Source organism: Pseudomonas sp. B21-023 (assembly GCF_024749165.1).
In the GTDB taxonomy this organism is placed as follows: Bacteria; Pseudomonadota; Gammaproteobacteria; order Pseudomonadales; family Pseudomonadaceae; genus Aquipseudomonas.
On sequence record NZ_CP087190.1, the window covers coordinates 3,598,110 to 3,622,019 of the forward strand.

Annotated in this window: 30 protein-coding genes; 6 read left to right on the forward strand and 24 right to left on the reverse strand. The window is 63.2% G+C overall.

Annotated elements, in window-relative coordinates; all coding sequences use genetic code 11:
- Positions 1-11 precede the first annotated feature (11 nt).
- The 3 genes from LOY42_RS16005 to LOY42_RS16015 all read left to right on the forward strand — a co-directional run bounded on the left by LOY42_RS16005 (position 12) and on the right by LOY42_RS16015 (position 3,022).
- Positions 12-953, forward strand: coding sequence for a LysR substrate-binding domain-containing protein (locus tag LOY42_RS16005; RefSeq protein WP_258598347.1), 942 nt, complete (start codon positions 12-14; stop codon positions 951-953).
- A 392-nt stretch (positions 954-1,345) separates the two neighbouring features.
- Positions 1,346-1,531, forward strand: a complete 186-nt coding sequence (locus LOY42_RS16010) for a hypothetical protein (RefSeq protein WP_046856083.1) — start codon at positions 1,346-1,348, stop codon at positions 1,529-1,531.
- Positions 1,532-2,065: 534 nt separating this feature from the next.
- Positions 2,066-3,022: a nucleoside-specific channel-forming protein Tsx gene (locus tag LOY42_RS16015; protein WP_258598349.1), complete on the forward strand. Its 957-nt coding sequence runs from the start codon at positions 2,066-2,068 to the stop codon at positions 3,020-3,022.
- Positions 3,023-3,214: 192 nt separating this feature from the next.
- On the opposite strand, the gene LOY42_RS26665 is transcribed toward LOY42_RS16015, so the two are convergent.
- Positions 3,215-3,583: an ArsR family transcriptional regulator gene (locus tag LOY42_RS26665; RefSeq protein WP_139671646.1), complete on the reverse strand. Its 369-nt coding sequence runs from the start codon at positions 3,581-3,583 to the stop codon at positions 3,215-3,217.
- Positions 3,584-3,630: 47 nt separating this feature from the next.
- On the opposite strand from LOY42_RS26665, the gene LOY42_RS16020 reads away from it, so the two are divergent.
- Positions 3,631-4,446 (forward strand): alpha/beta fold hydrolase, encoded by an 816-nt coding sequence (locus LOY42_RS16020; RefSeq protein ID WP_139671649.1) that lies wholly within the window; start codon positions 3,631-3,633, stop codon positions 4,444-4,446.
- A gap of 107 nt (positions 4,447-4,553) precedes the next feature.
- Entirely contained in the window at positions 4,554-4,883 is a 330-nt protein-coding gene (locus LOY42_RS16025) for a DHCW motif cupin fold protein (RefSeq protein WP_110698299.1), read from the forward strand.
- A 590-nt stretch (positions 4,884-5,473) separates the two neighbouring features.
- Here LOY42_RS16025 and LOY42_RS16030 read toward each other — a convergent pair.
- Positions 5,474-5,815 carry a hypothetical protein gene (locus LOY42_RS16030; protein ID WP_258598353.1) on the reverse strand — a complete coding sequence of 114 codons (342 nt, stop codon included), beginning with the start codon at positions 5,813-5,815 and terminating at the stop codon, positions 5,474-5,476.
- A 997-nt stretch (positions 5,816-6,812) separates the two neighbouring features.
- The gene (locus tag LOY42_RS16035; protein WP_408981059.1) at positions 6,813-7,022 is read right to left on the reverse strand and encodes a hypothetical protein; all 210 of its coding nucleotides are present in this window, start codon (positions 7,020-7,022) and stop codon (positions 6,813-6,815) included.
- Positions 7,023-7,227: 205 nt separating this feature from the next.
- Between LOY42_RS16035 and LOY42_RS16040 the strand changes: the two genes are divergently transcribed.
- Positions 7,228-7,530 carry a DUF2388 domain-containing protein gene (locus LOY42_RS16040; RefSeq protein WP_258598355.1) on the forward strand — a complete coding sequence of 101 codons (303 nt, stop codon included), beginning with the start codon at positions 7,228-7,230 and terminating at the stop codon, positions 7,528-7,530.
- Positions 7,531-7,544: 14 nt separating this feature from the next.
- Here LOY42_RS16040 and LOY42_RS16045 read toward each other — a convergent pair whose 3' ends face one another.
- From LOY42_RS16045 to LOY42_RS16145, 21 genes are all read right to left on the reverse strand, one after another.
- Positions 7,545-8,039 carry a DUF2514 domain-containing protein gene (locus tag LOY42_RS16045; RefSeq protein WP_258598357.1) on the reverse strand — a complete coding sequence of 165 codons (495 nt, stop codon included), beginning with the start codon at positions 8,037-8,039 and terminating at the stop codon, positions 7,545-7,547.
- Positions 8,036-8,458, reverse strand: coding sequence for a structural protein (locus LOY42_RS16050; RefSeq protein WP_258598359.1), 423 nt, complete (start codon positions 8,456-8,458; stop codon positions 8,036-8,038). The genes LOY42_RS16045 and LOY42_RS16050 overlap by 4 nt, the downstream gene beginning before the upstream one ends.
- Before the next feature lie 41 nt (positions 8,459-8,499).
- Positions 8,500-8,883 (reverse strand): phage tail assembly chaperone, encoded by a 384-nt coding sequence (locus LOY42_RS16055; RefSeq protein ID WP_258598361.1) that lies wholly within the window; start codon positions 8,881-8,883, stop codon positions 8,500-8,502.
- Positions 8,880-10,568 (reverse strand): hypothetical protein, encoded by a 1,689-nt coding sequence (locus LOY42_RS16060; protein WP_258598363.1) that lies wholly within the window; start codon positions 10,566-10,568, stop codon positions 8,880-8,882. Before LOY42_RS16060 ends, LOY42_RS16055 begins: the two co-directional genes overlap by 4 nt.
- 6 nt (positions 10,569-10,574) lie before the next feature.
- Positions 10,575-11,171 carry a YmfQ family protein gene (locus LOY42_RS16065; RefSeq protein WP_258598365.1) on the reverse strand — a complete coding sequence of 199 codons (597 nt, stop codon included), beginning with the start codon at positions 11,169-11,171 and terminating at the stop codon, positions 10,575-10,577.
- On the reverse strand, positions 11,162-12,202 hold the full coding sequence (locus LOY42_RS16070) for a baseplate J/gp47 family protein (protein ID WP_258598367.1): 1,041 nt from the start codon (positions 12,200-12,202) through the stop codon (positions 11,162-11,164). The genes LOY42_RS16065 and LOY42_RS16070 overlap by 10 nt, the downstream gene beginning before the upstream one ends.
- Entirely contained in the window at positions 12,192-12,590 is a 399-nt protein-coding gene (locus LOY42_RS16075) for a phage GP46 family protein (protein WP_258598369.1), read from the reverse strand. The genes LOY42_RS16070 and LOY42_RS16075 overlap by 11 nt, the downstream gene beginning before the upstream one ends.
- Positions 12,587-13,096 carry a phage baseplate assembly protein V gene (locus LOY42_RS16080; RefSeq protein WP_186733652.1) on the reverse strand — a complete coding sequence of 170 codons (510 nt, stop codon included), beginning with the start codon at positions 13,094-13,096 and terminating at the stop codon, positions 12,587-12,589. The genes LOY42_RS16075 and LOY42_RS16080 overlap by 4 nt, the downstream gene beginning before the upstream one ends.
- A complete protein-coding gene (locus LOY42_RS16085; RefSeq protein ID WP_258598373.1) occupies positions 13,093-14,205 on the reverse strand; it encodes a phage baseplate assembly protein in 1,113 nt (370 codons plus the stop codon). Before LOY42_RS16085 ends, LOY42_RS16080 begins: the two co-directional genes overlap by 4 nt.
- Positions 14,206-14,209: 4 nt before the next feature.
- Positions 14,210-15,559: a DNA circularization protein gene (locus LOY42_RS16090; RefSeq protein WP_258598376.1), complete on the reverse strand. Its 1,350-nt coding sequence runs from the start codon at positions 15,557-15,559 to the stop codon at positions 14,210-14,212.
- A complete protein-coding gene (locus LOY42_RS16095) occupies positions 15,556-17,760 on the reverse strand; it encodes a phage tail tape measure protein (protein ID WP_258598378.1) in 2,205 nt (734 codons plus the stop codon). Before LOY42_RS16095 ends, LOY42_RS16090 begins: the two co-directional genes overlap by 4 nt.
- 129 nt (positions 17,761-17,889) lie before the next feature.
- The gene (locus LOY42_RS16100; protein WP_258598380.1) at positions 17,890-18,189 is read right to left on the reverse strand and encodes a phage tail assembly protein; all 300 of its coding nucleotides are present in this window, start codon (positions 18,187-18,189) and stop codon (positions 17,890-17,892) included.
- Positions 18,189-18,536, reverse strand: a complete 348-nt coding sequence (locus LOY42_RS16105) for a phage tail tube protein (protein WP_186733650.1) — start codon at positions 18,534-18,536, stop codon at positions 18,189-18,191. The genes LOY42_RS16100 and LOY42_RS16105 overlap by 1 nt, the downstream gene beginning before the upstream one ends.
- A 57-nt stretch (positions 18,537-18,593) precedes the next feature.
- Positions 18,594-20,090 carry a phage tail sheath subtilisin-like domain-containing protein gene (locus LOY42_RS16110; RefSeq protein ID WP_258598384.1) on the reverse strand — a complete coding sequence of 499 codons (1,497 nt, stop codon included), beginning with the start codon at positions 20,088-20,090 and terminating at the stop codon, positions 18,594-18,596.
- Entirely contained in the window at positions 20,087-20,266 is a 180-nt protein-coding gene (locus LOY42_RS16115) for a DUF2635 domain-containing protein (protein ID WP_110698332.1), read from the reverse strand. The genes LOY42_RS16110 and LOY42_RS16115 overlap by 4 nt, the downstream gene beginning before the upstream one ends.
- Positions 20,263-20,862, reverse strand: a complete 600-nt coding sequence (locus LOY42_RS16120; RefSeq protein ID WP_258598388.1) for a hypothetical protein — start codon at positions 20,860-20,862, stop codon at positions 20,263-20,265. Before LOY42_RS16120 ends, LOY42_RS16115 begins: the two co-directional genes overlap by 4 nt.
- 9 nt (positions 20,863-20,871) lie before the next feature.
- Complete coding sequence (locus LOY42_RS16125; RefSeq protein ID WP_258598390.1) at positions 20,872-21,306, reverse strand: hypothetical protein; 435 nt, start codon at positions 21,304-21,306, stop codon at positions 20,872-20,874.
- Positions 21,284-21,658 carry a head-tail adaptor protein gene (locus LOY42_RS16130; RefSeq protein WP_258598392.1) on the reverse strand — a complete coding sequence of 125 codons (375 nt, stop codon included), beginning with the start codon at positions 21,656-21,658 and terminating at the stop codon, positions 21,284-21,286. The genes LOY42_RS16125 and LOY42_RS16130 overlap by 23 nt, the downstream gene beginning before the upstream one ends.
- Entirely contained in the window at positions 21,655-22,038 is a 384-nt protein-coding gene (locus LOY42_RS16135) for a head-tail connector protein (protein WP_258598394.1), read from the reverse strand. Before LOY42_RS16135 ends, LOY42_RS16130 begins: the two co-directional genes overlap by 4 nt.
- A gap of 14 nt (positions 22,039-22,052) precedes the next feature.
- Positions 22,053-23,276, reverse strand: a complete 1,224-nt coding sequence (locus LOY42_RS16140) for a phage major capsid protein (RefSeq protein ID WP_258598396.1) — start codon at positions 23,274-23,276, stop codon at positions 22,053-22,055.
- Positions 23,277-23,291: 15 nt separating this feature from the next.
- The gene (locus LOY42_RS16145; protein ID WP_050706323.1) at positions 23,292-23,909 is read right to left on the reverse strand and encodes an HK97 family phage prohead protease; all 618 of its coding nucleotides are present in this window, start codon (positions 23,907-23,909) and stop codon (positions 23,292-23,294) included.
- Position 23,910: the final 1 nt, after the last annotated feature.

Consider the following 23,910-nt stretch of genomic DNA (forward strand, 5'->3'; position numbering starts at 1 on the left):
AAATCTACTGGATGAGCGCGCCCAAGCGACGCAACGCCCCCGCCATCGTCAATCACCTGGTAGCCTTCGAGGCCGCCGCCCGCCTGGGCAGCTTCCGCGCTGCCGCCGACGAGCTGCATGTCACGCCGGGCGCGGTCGCCCAGCAGGTGCGCACCCTGGAAGACAAACTTGGCCGCCCCTTGTTCGAGCGCCTGCCCCGTGGCCTGCGGCCCAACCGGGACGGCGCCGACTACCTGTCCCGCGTGCGCCTGGCCCTGGAGATCATCGAGGACGCCACCGGCGAACTGCTGGAGCGCGACAACCAGCGCGATCCCCAGCAGGTCCTGCTCAGTACCACCCCCGCCTTCGCCAGCCGCTGGCTGATCCCGCGCCTGGGGCGGCTGGCCGAGGCGCATCCGCAGGTAGCCCTGATGATCGACGCATCCGACAGTACCCGCCCCCTGAACGGCAAGGGCGCAGTGGACCTGGCCGTGCGCTGGGGAGCGCCGCCCTTCGCCGACGCCTACGCCCTGCCCCTGCTGCCCGGCGTGGCGGTGCCGGTGTGCGCGCCGGGGTTGCGCGGTGAGCCCCCTTGGCGGCAAGCCGCGGATCTTTCGCAACACCCGCTGATCTCCGACAGCCACAACAACTGGAAGCGCTGGTTCGACCACTACGCGTTGCCCGGCGCACGGTTCAACGGCCCGGTATTCTCGCAGACCATTCTCGCCATCGAGGCCGCCGAGCAAGGCATGGGCATCGCCTTGGTGCCGCGCCTGCTGGTTGAGAATGCCCTGAAAGCCGGGACCTTGGTGCTGGCGCTGGAAGGCCATGAATTGCGCAGCGACGCCGGCTTCCACTTGCTGGCCAGCCATGCGCCGGTGGCAGGCTCGGCCGCCGAGCAGGTGGTGAACTGGCTGCTGGCCCAGGTGAACGCTGATGCTCAAGCGCTTCCAAATCATGACTCTTTGATTTAGCGGGCTTTAGTAATCTGCGTGGGATCGGCCACAACCTGCCGCAGGAAGCGCCCTAGGCGTTCGTCAAGGCGGTGGTGGATGCGGAGCATCTGTAGGGGCAATTGCAACATATCGTTTCAGTGGCGCGTGTTGGGTGCCGGGAAACACGGATTATCGCTACGACCCGTCTTTTACGCGGCAGGCTTTGTACTTCGGGGCCTGCCGCAAAATGAGCGGAAGCATCCCGAAACAGTCACCCAAGCCATCCTGTAAGACGCCTCTTTTGTCGCTGTAGGACGTTTCTACGGGATTGTGAGCCAGTGTATGAATAATCAGTATTGGCGGGAGAATTGACCTGATACCGTCGAGCCTTTCTTACAACGGCACGGATGCCCACGAACAACGAGTACAGCATGGACAACTACGACAGCTCGGCACTTGGACTGCAAAAATGCCTGCTGAACCTGCGAAAGGATCATGCCCGGATGAAGGCGTCAGGAGAGCTGGAAAGAGCGGCGATACTGGCGCAGGTAATCGGGCGGATGGAACAGGGATTGAAGGAGGCTTCCCAGGGGAGGAAGCCCGAGACGTTGCAGTGAAGTGATGCCCGGCAAATGGCGATGGGTATGCGGTGCTCATCTAGTGTGGTGTTTTGCAAATACGACCAATAAATCGCGAGCGATTTTTGCGTTCAGGCAAGGCGTCGCGACGAGTCGTAGCTCAGCTACGGCGAGGAGCGACAACGCCGCATGAGCGCAAATTCGCCACGGGTCAGCGGAGGGCGCGGCCCAGCGCGGCCTCGGCCTACTCGCTTCCTCCTTGGGCACACATGCCTTCCATGGGCGGCGACTGGAACCCATTTTTTGCTGGATTATTTCAATCGAACGGGTTGTTGCGACGCAGGGCGATCAAGCCCCTCCATGCGCTCATGCGCACGCGCCATGCCCGATTTCAGGGCGTTTTTCTAACCCAATGATCAGCTCAAACGCCGAATCGGCTTTTATTTCAAAGACCTCGGGTGATTTGGTACAGACTATGCAAACGTTTGCTCCGAGCCATTGAGCGAACAATCGCTGCAGCTCTCGACAAATCGCAGCCCCCTGGGCTTACCACTGCATGAACAAGGATTTTCAATGCACCGACCGTCTTTACCCGCAACGGCCCGCTTCTGCCTGCCTGCCAAACTGCTACTGGGCGCTGTTACGGGACTACTCAGCGTCACCACCCACGCCCAGGACAACCCCCCCAGCGAGTCGGCCCAGGGCGAGACCTTGAGCCCGGCCGCCGCGGCGGCCAAATCGGGACCCTACCTGTCGGACTGGTACAACCAGAACTTCACCCTGATCGGCACCAAGGACATCAGTTTCGGCCCCCGCCCGGTCGACGATATCTACCTCGAATACGAGTACTTCGGCCGCAAGGGGCCGTTCGAGCTGTACGGCTACATCGACATCCCGAAGATCCTCGACATCGGCAACAGCCATGACAAAGGCGCGTGGGACCACGGCTCACCGCTGTTCATGGAGCATGAGCCGCGGATCTCCATCGACTACCTGGCCGGACGCAGCCTGGCCGTCGGCCCGTTCAAGGAGTGGTACGTAGCCTTCGACTGGATCTACGACCACGGCAGCAACAGCGCCAACCGTGCCAATACCCTCTACAGCGGCCTGGGCACCGACATCGACACCCATTCGCGGGTCAACCTGTCGGCCAACTTCTACGGCCGCTACCAGTGGGAAAACTATGGCGCCAGCAACGAGTATTCGTGGGACGGCTACCGGGCCCAGCTCAAGTACATCGTGCCCCTCGGCAAGTTCGACAACGGCGCCTCGCTGACCTATATCGGTTTCACCAACTTCGATTTCGGCTCGGACCTGCACAAGGACAATCCCAACCGCACGGCCAATGCCACGGTATCCACCAACGTGTTGCTCTACGCCTTCACCCACCTGCGCTTCACCCTGGTGGGCCGCCATTTCCACAATGGCGGCAACTGGCAGGACGGCAGCCAGCTGAATTTCGGCGACGGCGATTTCCGCGGTCGGTCCGATGGCTGGGGGTATTACGCCGGGGTTGGCTATCAGTTCTGATTACCTGGGCCATGGAAGCTTGCATGCGCGTGATGCACCGTCTACCCCCATGCTCGCTTTCAAGGCCCGAGCCACCTGACCCGCTGGCGCTGGCCGCCAGCGCCTTATGGTTTTCTGGTCGACTCGGGCCTCCTGTCCATATACGTCTGCGTGGCGTGAACCACTCTCGGACCTTATCCAATCTTTTGCCCATTAGCGCTCACTCTCCCTATCGCCTGCCGTACTGCGAGGTTCTAGGGGACCAAGATGGCCGGGCGGCGACAACTCAAGCCTGAGCCACTCCAGGTACTCGAGAATCTCAGCGTCATTACGTTTGCAATACGACCATTTGTGCTGCCTTGAAACCGATATGAACCCCGCCTGCTTGAGAATTTCAAGGTGCCGGCTCGCTGTGGGCTGGGCAATACCCAACGCACTTGCGATAAGGGTCATGCAGACGCCGCACTCGACGGGGTCTGCCGACCACTGATCGGCGAAGTGCTCACGAGGCGCTGCGAGCAGGCGAAGGATCGCCATGCGGACCTCACTGCTCATCGCTTTCATCTGTATTGATCTGTCCATGCCCGCATCATATAGTCATTTAGCTAAATGACAATGTGAGGTGAGCCATGCTGGATCTACCCTACGCATCGTGCATCGAAGGCAACACCGTCAGATGGGGAAAAATGGGCACAGGCGCGCCGCTGGTCGCCGTCCATGGCACCCCCTTCTCTTCGCAGGTATGGAGGCGCGTCATACCGCACCTCGCTGACCGCAGAACTGTGTATTACTTCGACCTGGTTGGCTATGGCCTGTCTGAAATGCGGGAGGGCCAGGACGTTTCATTGGCGATTCAGAACAACGTCATGGCTGCGCTTTTCGAGGAGTGGGGCATCGAACGCCCCGACATCCTGGCCCATGATTTTGGCGGCGCGACAGCGCTGCGCGCGTACTACCTGAACGGTCTGCGCTATGCGTCCCTCACCCTTTTTGATGCGGTGGCCCTGGCCCCCTGGGGCTCTGCGTTCGTCCAGCATGTCCGTCAACATGAGGCCGCCTTTTCCGGGATGCCCGACTACATGCACCGCGCACTGCTGGCCGCCTATCTGCAAACCTCTGCGGCCAATCCACTCAGTGACGAAGCCCTGCAGGTTTACAGCGCACCATGGCTGGGGCCGATTGGCCAGGCGGCCTTTTACCGACAGATCGCGCAGATGGATCAGGTCTATACCGAGGAAATTGAACCGCTTTACGGGAAGCTGGATTGCCCCGTGTCGGTACTTTGGGGCGCGGAGGACGCCTGGATTGCGTATTCCCAAGGGGAGCGTCTTGCTGGGCTTATTTCCCAGCAGCCTTGCATCCGGGTAGAGAACTCAGGCCACCTGATGCAGGAAGACAGGCCGGAAGCGATTGTGGCGGCGGTTTTGAAGCAGATCGGCCTCTGAGACAGGTTCGCGGGCTGTCTGTATGTGCAAATTCCCTGCGGTCTGTGCCTATCGGCAGAGCGAATTCATCGGTACGGTTCAGGCCTCACTGTTTCTACGAGATTGTCATGGAGCTGACAGCAATCCCCTTTGGCACCACGGACTGGTCAAAAATCGATCCCGTCGCTTATCCAGGCGAGACCGGTACCGCGTACTGGCGCACCTGTCTGTTTGGGGAAGTTCGGGTTCGATGGGTTGAGTACACACCAGGATATGTGGCCGATCATTGGTGCCGGAAGGGGCATATTCTGTTTTGCCTGGAAGGTCGGTTGGACACTGAGCTGGAGGATGGTCGGACTTTCACCCTGCAGCCGGGCATGAGCTATCAGGTGGGGGACAATGCGGAGGCGCACCGGTCATCGACGCCTACTGGAGCCAAACTCTTCATTGTGGATTGATCAGATGGCTCTGATTGCACAGCGGGTGGAACTGGCGCGCAACGGTGCTAACGACAAAGTCTTCTGCAGAATGCAATCTGGCTGGGTGGTGATGAAACCCTGTGGAGCAACTATGAAATTCTTTGACTCCGAGTCCTGAACTGCGAGGCACCTGGCCGTCAACATGCGATCAAGAACTGCTCGCCCCTCCAAGAACGCCCTCCTGGACAAGCCCCCACCCAGAAACGCAAAAAGCCCTGACGTTGTCAGGGCTTCAGATATGGCGGAAGCGTAGAGATTCGAACTCTAGGATAGTTGCCCATCGACGGTTTTCAAGACCGTACCATAAGCGCCCATTTATCAAGGCGTCAACGCAAAAATCGATTCCAAAACCAAGGCAGCTCAGCGCATCTACAGGCCGCGAGCTGCAAGGGGTGGGATTTTAGTTTTGGAATCGATTTCCGCCCCTACTCCGGCGCTCTGCGGATCGCCCCAAACTCGCGAAACCTCATAGACTGCAACTGGCCTATCGCACCCAATAAAATACTTCCTCTTACATATCATCAATAAGTTCCTTGACAACCCATGGCCCAACCCGAACCAAATACACATCAGGATAACAGCCCCTTGCAATACGCCCACACCCCTACTGCAACAATTATCAGCCCCTTGGACAGATAGCACGAAAAAGACTTCCACCACGGAAAAATCTTCTCCTCACCCGGCCGCGCATTATCAACATGACGGATAAATAAAAGAAGATGAAATCCTGAAACCCAAACGTAGAACCATAAGCCGACTACAAGTATCCGCAACAACGCTCGGCCATTAGCATCGAGTTCCCCATACCCAAGAATCAAGCTGAAAACCATGAACAACACCACGGCATCAGCAATCAGCCAGCTATACTCCCAGACAATACGTCCAAAAGACTCAAAGGTTTCTCGGGACACTGGCGACCTCCTTGCCTAATCATATTGATCAAAGTCATAGCCCAGTGACTAGACGTCATGATCTACAGTCAAGCAGTGAGAGACGCCACTTACAAGCTCAGTAAAGGTTGAGCGGCTGATGACCTAGCGTATGAACCTGGTAATCCGTTACGGCCTGAAATGCCGACTACGCGATCAAGCGCAGACGCTCGACCCCGTCGGTAGGAGCACCGCTGTCCTAGGCATCTTAATAAGCACGCAGGGTCCTTCAATCGCTCGTTTCACGGCACTATCTTAGGGATTTTCCGACTCAACAGTGTCATGCAACTGTCCCCAGTAGGATATGAGAAACGCTATTTCCTGAGCTTGGAGAGTGCATAGGAAACCAAGGGAGATTCAGGTTTTTTGCCTTCACGCTTTTTTCACACTCAATGCCGCATGGTGAAGGCTCATCCGATCCCCTACGTTCGCCCGCGCTCCCCTGCGGGCTTTTTCTATTCTGGATAAGACGAAACCGGCTAAGTCCAGTCGCCTTCAGCGCACATCAGCAGCGCTGCATTGGCCTGGCGAACCATTGCAATCCACTCAGTTGAGCTTACCAAGCCGGAATGCTGAAGACGCTGGGCCACTGCCAGGGCTTGATCATATTCTGACTCTCGTAGCACGCCCGCACCAAGGTACCTACCCGTCCAGTCAGCAATGACCAGATTTTGCTCTTGCTCTACCACCCCAAAGCCCCCACGAAGCCTAGCGCTAAATGTCGGCGAGATTACATAATGTCTTCCGAGCAAGAAATTGGGGCTCACTACCGCTCATCCGGATCTTCCTGCAAAAAGAAATAATACCAAGGTCTAGTTGTAAGAAATCATTTCAAGCACAGAAAACGGAACGATTCGCAGCAATACTGCTTGAGCTGCATGAAGCCATCGGCAGGCTGAATCGAGCAGCCCAACCCATCGCTGCATGTGAATGACCTGCGGGCCATAGCAACCCGATGCCCTGTTGAGCGAAACGAAGCTCAATGGCGGGATAGTGGCTGATGACCCAAGGCGTAAAGCTGATAATCAGTCACCGCTTGAAATGAGGACTCCGCAATTAGCCGCAAGCGCTCAACCTCTTCTGCTGGAGCTCCCGAATCCTGCGCACTGTGATACGCGCGCATGTCATCAAGAGCCTCATTCATTAGCGGCTCACCCGCCAGAATCATTCCTTCGATCGAACGCTTCACGACGCTACCCTGATGGTCTGATCAGAAGAGTATAGTGCGCCTAACACACTAAGCCAGCATCCGTGCCTGGCCAGCCACAGCCGCCAACTATCACAATGCCCATCAAGGAAAGCATCTAACGCCTAAAGCCCGTTTACCTGCTATGGTGGCGTCCCTCTCCCGGCAGCTGACAGCTTTAAGAATGGAACTCTTGAGAACTCTAGGCATGCTTTTTCTGGCCTATACTTGCGCTCCTGCAATGGCCCACGAAACGAATAATCCTTTCGAAAGTGCGACCTTTGGCACGACAATTTTCCCCTTTATTATCATTGGCGGAACCACAGCGCTAACGGTCTGGGGGCCCTCAATTATGAAGTCGGCAAAGCTCGATGCGCTGGCTTTTATCGGATCAGGCGGAGAGATCCGAGGTGCCCAATTCGAACAAGCCGTTCGTTACTATCACTCGGCTTATGACCAACCGTACATGAATGATGAGCAGTTGGCTCTTGCGATCGCAACTTCGCTTTGAAGCCTACACGCGCCTCATTTGAGGCTGTCATAGGCCTGCTCGCACGCCAGGCCCGCTACTCGGGCGCGGTCAAGCGCTGCCGCCAGCTCTCCCGCTCGTGCATCAGCCCGTGCGAGCAGGTCGGAGAGCACCATGGCGGCGCGGCGGGCTGTCTCGCCTCGAGAGGCAACGGCGGGATCCTGGCCGGAGCAACCGACGGTGGCGGCGAGTTTGCCGGCTTCGTTGCGCAGCCGCTGGCCAGCAGCATCAGCCCCAGTAGCAGCGCCTTCAGCAATCGTTCGTTGTTCCTGAGCATGCGCCCTAACCTCTTCATGTGCCGCGGCGCGGCGCTGTTCCTCTCTCCGGGCTCCCCGCTCGCCCAGCACCTCAGCCAAGCGATCGCCGCTGTCCCGGATCGCTGACGCGGCTTCAGCCTCGGCGCGCTCAACTGATCGTCCATGCTGGTAGACGAGCCAGTACGAACCGACCACAGCCAGCAGCGCAATCACGCGCACGCCCCAGCCATTCACGCTAACGCCCTCCGCAGGCCTTCCGCGAAGACGGCTGGTGAGTACTCGTAGTTCGCGTTCTCGTGCTTAATGATCGCGTGCACCAGGCCGCCCAGGACCTGCTGGTTCTTGATGTCCTTGATCAGATCGCTCGGGGCAAGACCACAGCGCTGCGCTACGGTGCGGATGTAGGCATCGGTGTCGTTCTCTACCTCCGGTGCCCAGCGTTTGATGATCGCCGCCACAGTGCGCAGACCGTGTTTGTTGTAGTAGGTCTGCAGCAGCTTACCGAGGGCGCGGATGCCGTTCTCAGGGGTGTCGAAGACGCAGAATCGGCCGCCGGGCTCCTTGCCGATCTGGCCTATCCAGTTGTTGGCGGAGCTGAAATCGATGTTGCCCGGGTTGCAATTGCGTACACCACGGGGAAGGGATTGGGTCATTGTTTTCTCCAGGCAAGAAAAAGCCCCGTCAGTGCGGGGCTTCATTGGGTTTGTTCGGCGATCCAGGGCGGCACGACCGGCCGATGCTCGGCCTCCGGGAACTGCTCCGACTGGGGCCAGTCACGCAAGGACTGTAGGTAGGCCAGCAGCTCGGCGAAGCGCTCGCCGGTCAGCGTGGTGCTGCGCTGCAGGTCCTGTTCGTCGCGATGGCGCTCGCGCAGCCACAGCACATCATTCACCGAAGCATCGCGCCATACACGCTCAGCAGCCTCGATCTGCTCTCGCGTCCTCTGCGGGTTGAGATAGGCCTGCAGCTCGGCGTCAGTCATAAGCACCAGGTCCTTGACCTTGAATGCGTCCTCAGAACCGTCCGCCGCGTAGGCATAGACTTGGTTCGTTCCCTTTTGTCGGTAGTGCTTGTTCATCGGAATTCAGTCCATTTCATAATCAGGTCATTGGTGTCTTCACGGAACAGCGCGTAGGAACCGCCCGGCGGCACCGGCCCCTCCAGCGTTGTTTCACTGCCACCGGTCATAAACGCCTTCGCCCAGAGGGTGCCGCCGATATAGAGGCTGGCCGACAAGTTCCCGCCGCTCGGGTCGCGCACGTGAACGGACACGAAGATGGTCTTGTTCGTTGTGTTCGTGTAGTTGACGGCCCAGGCTCGGCTGCTGGTGACGTCCTGCGGCGCCTGATTCATGCCGAACGCAACATCCGCGAACCGTCGAGGCGAGATGTATGTGTTGTAGGAAGTCTTGTTCACCATATCGACCAGAGTGGCTTCCATCTGGTAGCTGAACGCATCGAACCAGCCACTCCACGCAGAGCCATCCCAGACCCGCCAGGCCTTGCGGCCGCTGTTCGCCCCGACACCGTTCAGGGTCTGTTCGCAGTACGCATCGCCCCCGCTGACATCGATCACGTGACGGCCTTGTGCCCAGCCCAACGGGAGGCCGACCAGCCCCGTGGCCGGCGTGATGAATTTCCCGCCGGTCTTGTACTTGCCCAGGTCGGTTTCGGTCGAAATCGCTTGCCCGCCGATGCCGTATGCCATCAACGCGGCCGAGGACAGCAGCGGCGAGCCGTTCCACTTGAGGGCGCCGGTATAGTCCATGCTGAGCTTGCCCGAGGCCTTGCCCTGCCAGCTGAAGCCGATCGCAGGCGCGTAGTCATCACGCACTTCTACGGGGTTGGATACGCCAATTTCCCCCGCCTCGCGGATCAACGTCGCGCCGGCCGAGTAATCAGAGCCGTTAACCGGCGAGGCCAGCACGGGCTGCTGCCGGCTGACAGCACCCACGAGCAATCTGTTTACGACTTCGTTCTGCACGAACTCTGTCGTGGCTAGCTGGGTGGTTTTAGTGCCCTTCGTTGCCGTAACGGCCGTTGGCACGCCGGTAAAAGCAGGACTGGCAAGCGGGGCTTTCTGGGCCAGCGCCGCGTCTACCTGCTGCCGGTTGTAGGCATCAGTGATGCCGTAATCGCCCAGCGTCGTGGGGTTGCTGCCGCCGGTGACCCTACCCAATGCATCGACCGAAACCTGCCGGTAGCTGCCGGCGACCACGCCCGTCTTGCCGAACAGCTGGGCGAAGGTCAGCGCCGTGGTACCGACCTGCGGCGGCGCGGTGTTGCTCAGCTGCCACACTGACCCTGCGTAAGCCGTACCGGCCTGCACGATGATCAGATGGCCCGGCGTGCATTCTGCGCTGTCGTTGGCGTCGAGCGCCCGCACCCAGGCCCCTGCGGCGGCGTTGTAGATCCAGTTTTGCGAGGCGTTGGCCTGGTCCTTCACCAGCACCCGGTCACCGGCCGTCAGGGACACGCCGTCAATGCTCTGCAGGCCAGACAAAGCAATGGGGCCGGTGGTAGCCACCCGCACAGCGCGCTTGACGTCACTAGTGGCGAGCCCCTGAATGGCCTGCAGCAGTTGGGCGTTGTCGTCCTCGCTCGGTGTGAGGCCGGCAGCCTTGATCACGGCCAACAGCTCGTCGGTGACGGCATTGCCCCAGGCCGAGGGGATCAGCGAGCCCGGCAGCCCCGTGCTGACGTTCTCGTCCACGAACTTGCCGCCGACAAGGCCGACATTGGGAATGCGTTTCGGGTAGTCCATATCGCGTTATCCGTAGGTAATGGTTTCAAGGGTGTGTGCCGGGGCGGCGCGGCCTACAAGGCACTCAAGGGCACCATTGGCGGCGCCGCCGAAGGTCTGGCCCCAATGGCTGAAGCCGAAGCGGCTGCCTTGGGCCAGGCGCGGCCCCGTCTCCAGGGTCCACATGAATTGCGCGCCCCAGGTGCCGAAGCGGGCCGAGCCGAAGCGCGACCGTCCGAAGCGCGGCGCTCGGTGCTCGATCACGCGGGCATTGCGGTAGCCAAGCGAAAAGGCCAGCTCCACGAAATAGGCCGGCGTCTGCCCACCGACCTCCAGCAGCCGGCGGCGCACGGCCAGTTGCCGATCAGCAAATGCCGGCGAGTCACCCATGCAGGGATCGGGTAGCTGCATGACCCGCTCCCAGTCGGGGACCAGCTCGCGCACGGTGGCGGGCTCACTCTCGGCCAGTAGGTCGGCGGCGCGGCGGTCCTCGGTGGCCAGCTCCTGGGCCGCCGCCTGCAGCACCTGGTCGACGCCTGGGTTGAATTCACGATCCCAGGCTGGCCCCGGTGGCAGCAGCGCGCACAAGTGGGCGTAGTAGTCCGCTACCGTCCTCACGACCACAGCACACCCCCATAGGTCAGCAGCTCATTAGGGGCCGCCTGCACGGCGCCTGCGGGACTGATGACCTTGTGATCGCGCTCACCCGTGGCGCCGCTTATAGCCTCGGCAATGTGGGTGGCCAGCAGCGTGGCGCCCAGCTCCGATTCACGGTTGTGCAGGTCCACCAGGGCGGCTTCCACGGCGCGGCGTACCGCGCTGCTGTCGGGCGTGACTGACAGCTGGTACTGCACCGGCTTCTCTGCCGGCGGCAGCACGTACACTTCGGCCGTGACCGGCCGTTCCTGCTCGATGTACGCCGCCACGGCCGCCAGGGCCTCGGCGCTGGGAATGATGTCGATATCGCCATCGCGCACGAAGAACACCCCCACCGTGCCCGGCCCCACCCAGTGCCGCACCACCCAGGCCCGGGTCACCCCGGCGACCTCCAGCGCCCAGGTCTCGTAATCGCTCTTACTGCCGCCGTGGGCAATGACGCGGTACGAGCGAATCACCCGAGCGCGCAGCGCCTCGATACTCTCCTGCTCGGTGCCACCGGTCAGGCCCGGCGCGGCCACGGTGAACGTGTCATTGACGCCCAGCACCGGCGACACCAGGCGCAGCTGCGTGCCGGCGGGCGTGTTGCCCAGCTCGCCCGGCTCCAGGGCCTCGACCTGGGCGACGCCTTCGGTGCTGCTCAGCTTGACCGAGGCCCGCACCCTGAACATCACCTGATCATCGCGCTGCAGCAGCGTGCCGGCATCGAGCAGCGCCGAGACGGCGCCGGTGAAGCTGGCCGTCCCGCTCGCCTTCACGGCCTCCAGGCGGCCGCGCTTAAGCCGTGCCTGGGCCATGCGCAGTAGCGTTTCATCGTCGGCCGTGTCCGGCAGGATCTGGTCGGCAATGTAGCGCTGATGGCCGTAGCGGCCGGACGAGGCCGCGCCCAGCACGCGGGCCAGCACCTCGGCGTCGGAGCGGACCAGGGCGCTACCGCCGGCTAGATCAGCCTGAGCCCTGGCCACCAGGGCGGGCAGTGTTGGGATTTCAAACGGCATTGATCACCTGCCACAGGTTGTCTAGTTGAACATCGATCACCGGGCCATCGCGCAGGCCGACTTGCACCTGCATGTCGAGGCGGTCGGCCTTGCGCGACGCCGTTACCGTAACGGCGCTCACCCGGTCGTCATCCACCGCCCACTGCAGCGCCTCGCGGGCGAACGCCTCGGCCGTGCGCACCGTGTCGTCGGTCAGCGTGCGCCGGCGTAGCTGCCACAAGCGTGACCCGATGCGGTCATTGGCCAGGGTCGGGAACGTGTCGCCCCACCAGCCGTAACGCTGGTCGTCGTCCAGCAGGTCGCCGTCGTCGGCGCGGCGCCAGGTCAACAGGCTGATCACCACGGCGCGCTGCCAGGCGCGTTCGGACTCGGCATCGAGCAGCGTCATGCCGTCACCACCGGCTTACCGCTCTGCTGGTTACCCTTCGCCACTCCCTCATGCGGGTGGTTGACCTGGCTGACGCCGGCGGCGATCTGGTCGCCCTGCGACACGATCTGGCCCGTGGTGCGGATCACCGGTGTATCGAACTCCACGGCCGTATCGGCCTTGATCTTGAGCGTCAGCGTCTCGATCTCGATCACGCGGCCGCGCTTGAAGTGCAGGCGGTCGCCCTCGTCGGTGTAAATAGCCACCTCACCGCTCTTGAGCGCCTGCAGGCGAAAGCGCCGGTCGGCGACGCAGACGACCACCCCATGGGAGCGGTCGCCGCCCAGGAACGCCGCCAGGGCCTCGGCGCCGGGCAGCGGGTTGGACGTAAAGCCGTAGGGCTCGAAGTGCTCCATGCCGTCTTTCACTTCGTCGGCGGTCAGGCGCATCTGCAGGCCCTGCAGCTTGCGGCCGGCATCGACCAGGGCAACCACGCCCCGGGCGAGAAAATTTCTCATGGGTTTCATTGGCCAGGCTTCCAGTCAGCGGGGATCAGGTATTCGAAGTTGTCGGCCTTGCCGCCCTTCTTGAGCTTGCGCGACTTGTGCGGGTCTTTCGGCTCGGGGTCGAAGCCATCCGGCGGGCCTACCACGATGTTGGCCACGGTGCCGGCATCATCGAGTACGTACTCGATTTCGCTGATGAGCATGTCGCGGTCGATGCCGATCAGCGGGTCGACCACACGCACGATCATGTTCGGCACCCACAGCGCGCCGGTGGACTGCCGCCATCCTTGAATCTTGTAACGCAGCGTCAGCGCCTTACCCATGCGGCTACCGCGCTCCCAGTTGGCCCGCGCCTGGGCCAGCTCCGGGGTCATCTGGCCACTTTCGTGAATCAGCAGCACCCGCCGCCGTGAGGCACGCGGATCGGTGACGCCCGCCTTCACTTCGCTGGCCGCCTCGCCGTAGTCAGTATCGGTACCCGAACGCTGGCCGGTGACGCGGTACTCGGAAAACACCCCCGAGAAATCCAGCTCGGCACTGCCGGTCAGCAGGTTCTGCCCCAGTTCCAGGCGGTCGACGGCGCGGCCGGCGCTGCCCGGCTTGATGATCACCACCCGCCCCCGGGCGTCATCGGTCGACAGCAGCCGCGACAGCGTCAACAGGCGGTCGATGGACTCGAAGGCGGTTTCGCCCGGTTCTATCTGGTGGTCGGCCAGCTTGGTGGTTTCGGCCACCTCGCTCAGCGCCCGCACCCCGTAGGGCTCGGCCAGGGCCTGCACGATTTTCTGCACACTCTGCCCGCGCCACTGGCCGGGCTTGTTCACCGCCGAGCAGTCCACCAGGTCGGCAGTCAGCGAGCGGCCGGCGACCGACCGTTCGACGCTGCGGGCGTCGTAGCTTATCGGCGTGCCGAACACCCAGCCGGTCAGCACTAGGTCGGCACCGATGCGCACTTCGCAGCGGTCGCCCTGGCGCACCGGGATTTCCTGCACCTGGCCCGGCCAGCTCCACGTCACACCCAGGCGAAAATCCCGGGCCTGGCGTTCGATGCCGGCACTGATGCTGACTTTCTTCCAGCCGCGATAGTCCAGGCCGTTCACGCTCAGCGTGACAGCATTTTGGTTGTCCATGGATTCACTCTCGAGCGATGGTCAGCGCGCCGACAGGCAGAAAGCCCGGGTGCTGCACCTTGTTACGCGTAACGATTTCCTCGGCGCGGGTGGCGTCGCCATAGCGCTGGTACGCCAGCACCACCGCCGGCAGGCTTTCCCGCGTGGTGACCTCGGCCAGCCGCACGCCGGCGCGGGCCACTTCGGTCAGGTGCACCCGCACCTGGCTGCGCACCACCTCCAGCCGCTCGACGTGCTCGACCCGCGACGCCAGGGCGGCCAGCCACAGGGCGTCGCTGATGGCATCACGCAGGGCGACCACATCGGCAGTGACCGGCACCTCGGGGCGCTGGATCGGGGCCACCACCTGCTGCTCCAAGGTGGCGAAGCCGGTCAACGGCTCGGGCGCCTGCACCACCGGCATGGCCACCGCCTCGCGCACGGCCAACACGATCAGCGCATCGCGCACCAGCTCGCGGGCAGCAGTGACCACGGCGGCGGTGTCGGTTCCTCCGGCCGGCGGCGGCGCGTTGGCCAACTGGCGGGCCTGCTCCACCTGGCCGGTGATGGCCCGGCCGGACTCGGCGAAGCTGGCAAACTCCGGCGTCGCCTCGGGCAGCGCCGCGACGGTGCGGGCAAACTCCGGGTCAGCCTCCAGGCTGGCCGACTCGCCGCCGCTGGACGGCCCCCAGCGATAGCCCGACGACCGTGAACTGCCGCCGACACTGGCGAACTGGCCCCGGATCATCGCCGCGAAGTTGCCCGGGGCGTTAATCAGCATGTCGGCCAGCGCCTCCACCGAGCTGACCAGGCCCGTCAGTTGGCGAAGCTCCGAGGCAATGGCCATCTGCACCCCGGCCACACCGTTCTGCAGCGCGACCACGGCCAGGCGCGCCCGGTTGACCACCGCCATGGCGGCCTTGTACCGGGCAATCGCCGACTCAAGCAGGCTTTCCGATGAGTCCTCCAGCTGCCGCGCCGTGTTCGGCACGCCGGCAGGAAAGCCCTTCTCGCCGTCCTCCACAAACACCAGGTCAAAGCGGACCATGCCGCCTTCACGGCGCTCATGGCTGACGCTACAGACCGTCGCGGTGGCCGTCAGCCGGCCATACCAGGGGTGGACCAGCTCGCCCGCCCCGGGCTTGTCCAGGGCGTTGAGCAGGTTGTCACGTTGGAAATAGCAGTCCTCCCCGATCACGAAGGCGGCCAGCTTGATTTCCCGCGTGACGCGGCCCAGGTCTTCCACCAGCGGCTTGTCCCGCTGCGGATACTCATGCGTCTGTGTGCGCCGTCCCGCCGGCATGCTGTCGTTGTCGACGTGGAACGGCACGCCCCGGAATGAGGCCGGGTGCAGCTGATCCCGCCAGGTACTCATGACGCCCTCCCCAAGGATCGGTAGCCCACTTGTGGGCTGACCTGCAGCCCGGGTTGGTTGGTGTCGGCCTGCTCCACCCGCATGCCGGGCGGGGCATTGTCGAAGCGCACGACCATTTGCCCTTCCAGCTGGGCTTTATTGGCCTGGGAGGCCTGCTGCACTAGGGAGCCCCGCGACGCGGCCAGGGCACCGGGTGCCGGCGCCGACAGGCTGGTTTGCCCAGGACGCGACAGGAGGCCCATTTCAGCGCGTTTCGCCGCCTCCTGCGGGGTTAGCCCCTTGGCCAGGCTTTCCTGCGCATGCTCGGCCATCTGCGAGGCCGACAGCGGCATCGCCGCCCACGGTCCCGGCTGATTCGGCGCACGCATCAGGCTGGTCACGCTGGTGGCTTCGGGCATCAGTTGCACCGGCTGCGCCATCGGCTTGACCAGTGTCCCCGGCACCGGCTCGCCGGCGGCGTTACGCGCCTTCTGCTGCTCGGCCCAGTCGTTGACCTTGGCCGTCGCCGCGCTGATCACGCCGTCGCCGCTCGACTCGCTGTCGAAGCCCAGGAATTTCATCATGGGCTCGATGATGGGTCGCAGCTTGTCCCAGATCCCCTTGAAAAAGCCGGTGATGGGCTCCCAGTGCTTGATGATCAAACCCAGCGGCGACCAGTCAAAGACCGACTTGAGGAAGTCGAAGAAAGGCACCGACAGGGCTTTGACCAGCTCCCACAGCGCACCGAAGAACGCCGTCAGCGGCTCCCAATTGGCGACGATCTGGCCCAGTGGCGACCAGGCGAAAGCGGTTTTCATCCACTCCCACACGGCCATCGCCGGGGCCTTGATCTTGTCCCACACCGCTTGGAAGTACGGCGCCACGGTCGACCAGTTGGCGATCAGGATGCCGGCGGCGATGGCAATGCCGCGAACGATCATGCCCACCGGGCTCATGCTCGCCACGGCGTTGACCAGCGTAAGCTTGGCTGCCGCACCTGCAGCAGCCAGGCGCAGCACGGTGAAGCCCACGGCCGCGCCCAGCACGCCCTTGATCAGCCACGGGTGCGCCCCGGCCAAGGTGGCCACGCTGCTGATGATCGGCCCCACGGCCGCCATGAAATCGTTGAGCGGCGGCAACAGCATGCTGCCGACCGTGATACCCAGGCGGGTTACCCGGTTCTGCAGCAGCTGCATGGCGTTCTGTGTGGTCGCGGCCCGTGCGGCGTACTCGTTGTTCATCGAACCGGCATACTGACTTTCGTCGCCCACCGATTTGAAGTTCTTCTGCAGTGTGCCCAGGCTGGTCAGCAGTGGCGCGATAGCCCCCACTGACTCCTTGCCAAACAGGTTGGTCAGTACCGCCGCTTGCTTGCTTTTCTCGACCTTGGCCAGCGTCTCCAGAACGCGGTTAATCGTCCCTTCGCTGTCGGTCTGCATGCCTTTGGCCAGCTCGTTGGCATCCAGGCGCAAGGCCTTGTAAGCCTCCTTCTGCGACTTGGTGGCCGCCGTGCCGGCGGTCAGGGTCAGCATGAAGTTTTTGATGCCCGTGGCGGCCACGTCCTGGGCAATGCCCACGCCGGCCAGGGTCGAGCCCATGGCCGCCAGCTGCGCCGCACTGACGCCCGCGACCTCGCCCAGGGGGCCGATGGCGGTCAGGATGTTGGAGATTTGCCCGGTGCTGGCCGCGCCGGTGTTGCCCAGGTAGTTGATCTGGTCAGCGAGCGTGACCACCTGATCCTGGTTCATCTTGAAGGCCGTGCGCCACTTGGCCATCATCGAGCCCGATTCTTCGGCCGTCTGGTCGAAGGCGACACCCATTTTCACCGCGTCTTCCGCGAAGCGGTTCAGCTCTTCCCGGGCAATGCCGGACTGGCCGCCGGCGGCGACAATCTGCGCGATGCCCTCGGCCGCCATGGGCAGGCGCTCGGACAGGCACAGCACGTCGTCACTCATCGCCTTGAACTGCGCCGGCGACTCGAAGTTGACCACCTTCTTCACGTCGGCCATAGCGCTTTCAAATCCCATGGCCGCCTTCACGCCCATGACGAACGGTGCCGCAATCGCCCCGCCCTGCAGGGCCTCACCGAACGTGATCTTGCCCAGGCCCGAGCTGTTCAGCTGCTTGCGCAGCACCGCGGCGTTCTTGCGTACCCCGCTCAGCACCGGCGACAGCTTGTCGACGCCGGTGATCAGGGCCTTGAGTTGGAATTTATCCGCCACCGCCTCCCCCATTCAGCGCGTTGATGCGCCACGCGTTTTCCTCACTCTCGAACAGCGTGTCGAGGGTCCAGCCCAGCACCTCACCCGGGGTGGCTTTCCACCACCAGGCAAGGTCGTAGGCCAGCTCGGTCAGGCCGCCGACTGCTTCGAATCTTGGGGCATGAAAAAATCGACGATGATCCAGGCCAGGGTGTTCAGGTCCGACAGCTCCAGTTGGTTGACCGAACTGGCCGGGATCGCGGCGCACACGGCGATGTACTTCGCCGCCGCTTCAAGGTCGACCACCGGGTAGCCGTCGCCGCCGAGGTTGTACGGCAGCACCTTGATGGCCCGACATTCCTGCACGGTCGGGCGGCGCAGATTCAGTTCCTTGACCTCTTCACCGTGGGCCTGGATCGGGGTTGCGAGTTCATGGGTTGCGGTAGTCATTACTGCCAGTCTCCTTGGATGCCTTCGAATTTGAGCGAGACCTTGGCGTCATCGCCGGTCACTTTGGACTCATCCACTTGGTACGCGCCGCTCAGCACATACACCGAGCCGTCTGCCAGCTCGGCGGTGATGGTCATGTTGGTCCCGTTGGCCAGCTTGGCCCGGGGGAAGTTGGCGGTTTTCACCGCGTCGACCACCACATAGGGGATCAGGTCTTCTTCCTTGAAGTAGCCCCGCGTGATCGTTTCGCGTTTTGTGTCCGACAGCGGGCATTCCACGCCGCCGGTGATGACCAGCTGATCGCCGTCGACCTTCACAAAGCAGGTGCCCGCGACTTTCTGACCCATAAAGGGCACTCCCATAAAAAAGCCCGCACAGGGCGGGCCGGGGTTGAACGATGAGGGTTACGCCGCGTCCGGGTACTGCAGGCGGAACTGGTACAGCAGCGCGAACACACGCAGCTGGTTCACCAGGTCCGGCGGGAACAGCACACTCAGGCGGTTCGGGTTCTTCGGGTCGCGCTCGACGATCAGGTACTGATTGAACGCCTCGGCGTTCTCGACAATGCCCTCACGCTCCAGCGCGCCATAGGCGGCGATCAGCTCGCCGCGAATCACCTTCGGCGTGACGATGGCCTGGCCGGGGCCAAAGCGCGTGCCGTCGTTTGCCAGCTTGTGACGGCCATACTTGCTGGTGATGATGCTGCGCAAGTAGCGAATCACGTAGGCCGACTGATGCAGCGTCTCGCTGTCCAGATAGGAGTCATCCGGCTGGCCATAGGCGTTACGCTGGTAGGTCGTAACGGCCCGTTCGATACGGTAGCTGCCGCCGTTGTAGACGGCGGTGGCCACCCCGCTGGTCAGCAGCGATTGCCGCTCGGTCAGGGTAAAACGATCACTCGCCTGCGCCGGGTCGATGCCCGTCAACGCGCCGGTCTGCGTCGGTCGCGCCGGGTCGGCGCTGATAAACACGGCGGTACGTGCCGCCCAGGCCGCAGCCACTTCCCACGCCGGCTGCGGCACGCCGCGCTCGAAGCCATGCACGGACACGTGCGGGTCGTTGCGCAGGCGCCCAGCGGCGACCAGTTGGCCCAGCGTGCCGCGCTGTGCGCTGTACACATGGCCGTAGAGCTGCTTCGCCCAGGACCAGCGCCCGGTGCTGTCGTCCATGGCAGTTTTCCAAGCGCCCAGCGTGTCGGCATCGGTCCAGGGCTGGGCGATGAACTCGAATTCTTCGTCGCCCAGTGCAGCCAGCGCCGCCGACACGGCCGGGGTGCCGGCGCCGTTGGTCATGGCCGTGGCCACCACCGTCAGGCCGGCCGGCGTGGTTTCGCCATTGGCGCGCCCCAGGCGGTTCAGCTGCACTTGGATATCGTTGCCCAGCTCGCCCTTGAACTTGGCCTGCAGGGTGACCACGCCGGCGGCGGCGTTGGCCGTCACCGGCAGGTCAATGGCGGCATTGATGGCCGCCGCCAAGCTGGCCGCCACGGCTTCGGCCGAGGCACCGACCACGGCATCGGCGCGCACGCGTTGGCCAGCCACGTACAGATTGACCAGGCCCGCCGTAGCGACGCTGCCCGTTACGGTAACGGTGGCCGTCGCAGCCGCGCCGGTGGCCACCTTGAGCGGCAGGCACCAGACCTCGCCGGCCACGTCGATGGCTCGCCAGCGTGCATGCATGGCGGCGAGCATCGAGCCGGTGCCGCCAATGTCCTTGGCGTCGCTGGTCTTCGACACCAGCACCAGGCGGCCGATTTCGTCGCTGTCGGCATCGTCGTTGACCTGGCCCACGATCAGCCGGCGCAGGCTGGAACCGCCGCTGTTGGCCATGGAGTTGTCGACTTCGGCATAGAACAGCGGCACGCGAATGTCGCTGGGGATGTTGCTGAAACTGATGCTCATCGCGCTTTGCTCCCCCGGGTGGTGGTCTTCTGTTCCAGGGCATCGCCGGCGATGATACGGCGTTCCCAATAGGCATCACGGGGCACCGCGGCGCCCTCGGCGGGCAGGTATTGGCCCGGCTGGCTTGGCATCGGGCAATCGCGCCCCGGGGCCGGTTTGAGGTGAATGGTGGTCATGGGTTCAAGTCCTCACGGATGGTGAACTCGACCCGCCCGTCTGGCCCGGGGGCGTTGACGTTGGGGTCTTTCAGGGGGTTGAGGAAGTCCAAACGGGTGTCGATGCCTTCCAGGGCCGGCAGGCCGGCCAGCTGCCATTCCTGCCAGGTCTGCGGCTTGCCTTCGCCGGTCTGCTCCCAGCGCCCCAACTGCAGGTCGGCATAGAAGCGATAGCGGTAAACCACACGTTCGCGGTCGATCAGCAGCAGCTGACCACCGTCGTACAGCAGCGGTCCCGACTCCGGATCAGGCTCGAAGCCCACCAGGGCGCGCCACAACTGGGCGCGGAGGTCGTGCAGCGGGTCAGCTACCGATTGCCCGCGCTCGTCGTCAGTCGGTAGCACGACGCACACGTCGATGGCGTCGCGCACAACTTGGGTGTAAACGTTCTGCGCTTGTGGCTCGTCGGCCGAGTCGCCAACGGCGATCACATAAGCCGCTGGCGGCTCCATCTTGGCGCTGTCGGCGGTCGGGTCCCAATCCAGACCGCCGGCCACGCGCCCTTCGAAGCCAGGCGCATAGGCGCGCAGCTGCTCGATCACAGGCGTGATTTTCATGTCAGGTACTCAGTTGAGCAGCGCGGCGGCAAAGGCCTGCTGCAGGATGCGCCGCACCTCGTCACGGCTGTCGACCAGGGCGTCGGTCATGTAGTTGTCGCGGGGCCTGATCCGCCACCCGCCACCCGTCTTGCGGCGAACGCCGTAGTGCAGGTAAGCGGGGTAATACTCCCTCATGCTCGCGGTCTTGGTGGGCGCAACCCGCACCAAAAAGCCCGACTTGGACAGCTTGAAGTTGATCGACTCGGTGGTGGCCCCGGTCCGGTTGACGGGGTAGCCTTCCTGGCCACCGCCGAGCGCTAGATTCATCTGTGCCCGGCCGGTGATCAGTTGGCCGACCTTGCGCATGCCGGCGCGGATCTTTCGCTTGTTGAAGGCCTCTTGGTCGAACTGGTCGAAGCCCTCGACATGCAAATAACCGTCAATTGAAACGGAGTTGGCCACGACCACCTCCCGCCGCCGCATTCACCGCCTGCAGTTCCTCGACCTCGATCACCGACCACACTTGCCGCCCGCGCATGCCGGTAGCCCGCTTGACGCGAAACACCCGGCCGTCGGCGACCAGCTCATGCCGCGTGTCCAGGTCACGCACGAACCGGCAATAGATCCGATGCGTGATGGTCGTACCGGTCTGCACCGACCCGGTGTAGGTGGCCGTGCCTAACGGCTCGATCTTGCACCAGCGTTTGGCCACCGGCTCGAAATTTGACTCAAGGCTCGCAGAGCCTTTTGGCGTGTCGTTGCGGATGCGCACCACCGCCCGGGTGCGCAGTTCGCCCGCTTCCGGCTCCCTCACAGTGTGAACCAGCGATAAGGCTGCACCAGGGCGTCATAGGCCAGCGGCATCGCCTTGGTGCCGTTGCTGGTCGACTCGGTGACAGGCTCGCGGTTGCGGTGCCAGTGAGCGACCAACAGCAGCATGGCCAGCTCTACGTCATCCGTTACGGGTAACGCGTTCTCCGAAGCATCGAGCGGCAACAGCCCACGCAGGTAGGCTTCATCGCCGGTCGCGTCTGCCGGCGCGTCGGCCGGCAGCGTGACCCAGTACAACCGCCGGCCGCTGTCCTTCTCGACCTGGCGACGCGCTGCGCGGGCGTAGGCCTGCAGCAGCGTGTCTTCCTCGGTTTCGTCCAGCTCCAGCTTGCAATGGCTCTTGATCTGCTCAAGCGTCAGCATGGGCAACCCTCCCGTCAGGCGGTCTTGCCCACCAGGTGCTTGATAGCGGCCGTGTCCTGCAGCACCAGGCCGAAGCGCACGAACGCCAGGAAGCCGACCTGGCCGTACTCGGCGTAACGCTCCACCAGACGCTTGAGGGTCAGGCTACGGACCGCGCGCAGCACCAGTTCGTTGAAGTCGCCGGCATACATGAATTTCTTGCCGGCGCCGATATCGGCGATGGCCTGATCGATCACGTACTGATGCTTGAGGATGGTGGCCGGACGGTCGCTGTCGATGCCGGGCAGCCACAGCGGGCGATTGTTGGCGTCCACCATTTCTTCCATCGCCTGCAGCGTCTTGTCGTTGAACGCCAAGCGGAACTTGGCGGCCGCACGATACGCCGGGTCAACGGAGTGAATCAGGTTGTTGACCTCCTGCCAGGTGAAGACGGTGGCCTTGGCCGTCATAGCCCCTTGAGGGGTCGAGTATTCCAGGCCCTTCGGCTGCGCCGGCGCATCGGCGGTTTCACCGGCGCCGGTGCCCTGGACGATCAGGCGGTTCCGGGTACGCGACACGCGCTTACCGATGCGGCCGGCCAGGTAGCCTTCCATATCAATGCCCGAGTCCTGCAGCAGCTGTTCAGAGACGCGGATGATCTTCGAGCTGATGGTGTGCGACCCCATGGTGCCCATCCCGAACTCGACATCCTTTTCGCCGGCGGCCTTGTTCTCGCCGATCAGCTCGCCTTCTTCCTCGCCGCCGTTGCTAGTGGCCCAGGCGATGGGCGCGCCGTTGTCGGTCTGCAGCAGTTGGCACACCGAAGCAATACCGCCGTAGGTCACCAGCGATTCGATCACCTTGGCCTGTAGGGTGGTCGGCACGGTGAAGCCGCCCGCTTCGTTCGGATTGGTACCTTGAGCACGCATTTCCAGTACCACGGAACGCTGCTCGGGGGTCAGATACTCCAGGCCGCGACGCACCCAGTTATCCCAGGCACTGCGCTGCTCGGCCTCCGCCTCGTTCTTCGGCGCGCCGGCCGGACGCTCACGGTCCAGACCTTCGACAAAGTTTTGATCCTGGGCGCGCAGTTCTTCTTCGCGCTCGATCTTCTCGCGCAGCCCCTTGAGGTCGGCTTTCATGCCTTCCCACTTGCTGCGGACTTCACCGGTCCAGCCGTCGTCCGGGGTGGTTTCGTGCAGCGAGCGCATTTCGGCCGACAGCTTGTTATAGGCTTCTTTCAGTTGTTGCAGGGTCATAGCTCCCCCTTGGGATCACAGTTCAGTTAGGTCAAGCAGTCGCTCGCGGGCCTCGCGCTCGAAATGTGCGCGGGCTTCGTCGCCTTCGGTTTGCGCCTGCTTCCAGGCAGTCAGGGAGCGCTGGGCAGCGCTGGAGTCGGGGTAAGCCGGGAACGCCACCGGCCCTACGTCGCGCAGCTCGGCGATCTTGAAGATCGTGCGCACGATCAGGCCGTCTTTCTCCTCGTGCCAGGTATCGCCGCCCTTGGCCACGCGCATGGCGAAGCTGCTGCCGCTCATGTCGCCACGGCGCAGCGGCTCGACCACCAGGTCGCGGATGGTCTGCGTATTGGGCGTATCGATTTCGTAGGCCAGGCCACGTTCATCCACGGTCAGGCGCAACGTGCCGCTGGCCGTGCGGCCCAGCAGATAGGTCGGGTCGTGGTTGAACAGCGCCCGGGTGTCCTGATTCAGCACGTCATCGAACGCGCCTGGGGCGATGATCTCCACGAAGGTGCCGCCCAGCAGGTCGCTACGCTGGTTGAAGACAGCGGCATAGCCGGCGATCTTCGGCGCACTGCCCTGCTCATCCGGCTGGACAGCACGAAGCTCGCAATGCTGCGCCTGCAGCATGCGTTGTTCGAATTCACTCATG

Excerpts from the sequence above, each read along its gene's own strand:
- LOY42_RS16005 (WP_258598347.1), top strand. The coding sequence starts at position 12 with ATGAGCGCGCCCAAGCGACGCAACGCCCCCGCCATCGTCAATCACCTG.
- LOY42_RS16010 (WP_046856083.1), top strand. The coding sequence starts at position 1,346 with ATGGACAACTACGACAGCTCGGCACTTGGACTGCAAAAATGCCTGCTG.
- LOY42_RS16015 (WP_258598349.1), top strand. The coding sequence starts at position 2,066 with ATGCACCGACCGTCTTTACCCGCAACGGCCCGCTTCTGCCTGCCTGCC.
- LOY42_RS26665 (WP_139671646.1), bottom strand. The coding sequence starts at position 3,583 with ATGGACAGATCAATACAGATGAAAGCGATGAGCAGTGAGGTCCGCATG.
- LOY42_RS16020 (WP_139671649.1), top strand. The coding sequence starts at position 3,631 with ATGCTGGATCTACCCTACGCATCGTGCATCGAAGGCAACACCGTCAGA.
- LOY42_RS16025 (WP_110698299.1), top strand. The coding sequence starts at position 4,554 with ATGGAGCTGACAGCAATCCCCTTTGGCACCACGGACTGGTCAAAAATC.
- LOY42_RS16040 (WP_258598355.1), top strand. The coding sequence starts at position 7,228 with ATGCTTTTTCTGGCCTATACTTGCGCTCCTGCAATGGCCCACGAAACG.
- LOY42_RS16050 (WP_258598359.1), bottom strand. The coding sequence starts at position 8,458 with ATGACCCAATCCCTTCCCCGTGGTGTACGCAATTGCAACCCGGGCAAC.
- LOY42_RS16055 (WP_258598361.1), bottom strand. The coding sequence starts at position 8,883 with ATGAACAAGCACTACCGACAAAAGGGAACGAACCAAGTCTATGCCTAC.
- LOY42_RS16060 (WP_258598363.1), bottom strand. The coding sequence starts at position 10,568 with ATGGACTACCCGAAACGCATTCCCAATGTCGGCCTTGTCGGCGGCAAG.
- LOY42_RS16070 (WP_258598367.1), bottom strand. The coding sequence starts at position 12,202 with ATGCCGTTTGAAATCCCAACACTGCCCGCCCTGGTGGCCAGGGCTCAG.
- LOY42_RS16075 (WP_258598369.1), bottom strand. The coding sequence starts at position 12,590 with ATGACGCTGCTCGATGCCGAGTCCGAACGCGCCTGGCAGCGCGCCGTG.
- LOY42_RS16080 (WP_186733652.1), bottom strand. The coding sequence starts at position 13,096 with ATGAAACCCATGAGAAATTTTCTCGCCCGGGGCGTGGTTGCCCTGGTC.
- LOY42_RS16085 (WP_258598373.1), bottom strand. The coding sequence starts at position 14,205 with ATGGACAACCAAAATGCTGTCACGCTGAGCGTGAACGGCCTGGACTAT.
- LOY42_RS16090 (WP_258598376.1), bottom strand. The coding sequence starts at position 15,559 with ATGAGTACCTGGCGGGATCAGCTGCACCCGGCCTCATTCCGGGGCGTG.
- LOY42_RS16100 (WP_258598380.1), bottom strand. The coding sequence starts at position 18,189 with ATGACTACCGCAACCCATGAACTCGCAACCCCGATCCAGGCCCACGGT.
- LOY42_RS16105 (WP_186733650.1), bottom strand. The coding sequence starts at position 18,536 with ATGGGTCAGAAAGTCGCGGGCACCTGCTTTGTGAAGGTCGACGGCGAT.
- LOY42_RS16110 (WP_258598384.1), bottom strand. The coding sequence starts at position 20,090 with ATGAGCATCAGTTTCAGCAACATCCCCAGCGACATTCGCGTGCCGCTG.
- LOY42_RS16115 (WP_110698332.1), bottom strand. The coding sequence starts at position 20,266 with ATGACCACCATTCACCTCAAACCGGCCCCGGGGCGCGATTGCCCGATG.
- LOY42_RS16120 (WP_258598388.1), bottom strand. The coding sequence starts at position 20,862 with ATGAAAATCACGCCTGTGATCGAGCAGCTGCGCGCCTATGCGCCTGGC.
- LOY42_RS16135 (WP_258598394.1), bottom strand. The coding sequence starts at position 22,038 with ATGCTGACGCTTGAGCAGATCAAGAGCCATTGCAAGCTGGAGCTGGAC.
- LOY42_RS16140 (WP_258598396.1), bottom strand. The coding sequence starts at position 23,276 with ATGACCCTGCAACAACTGAAAGAAGCCTATAACAAGCTGTCGGCCGAA.
- LOY42_RS16145 (WP_050706323.1), bottom strand. The coding sequence starts at position 23,909 with ATGAGTGAATTCGAACAACGCATGCTGCAGGCGCAGCATTGCGAGCTT.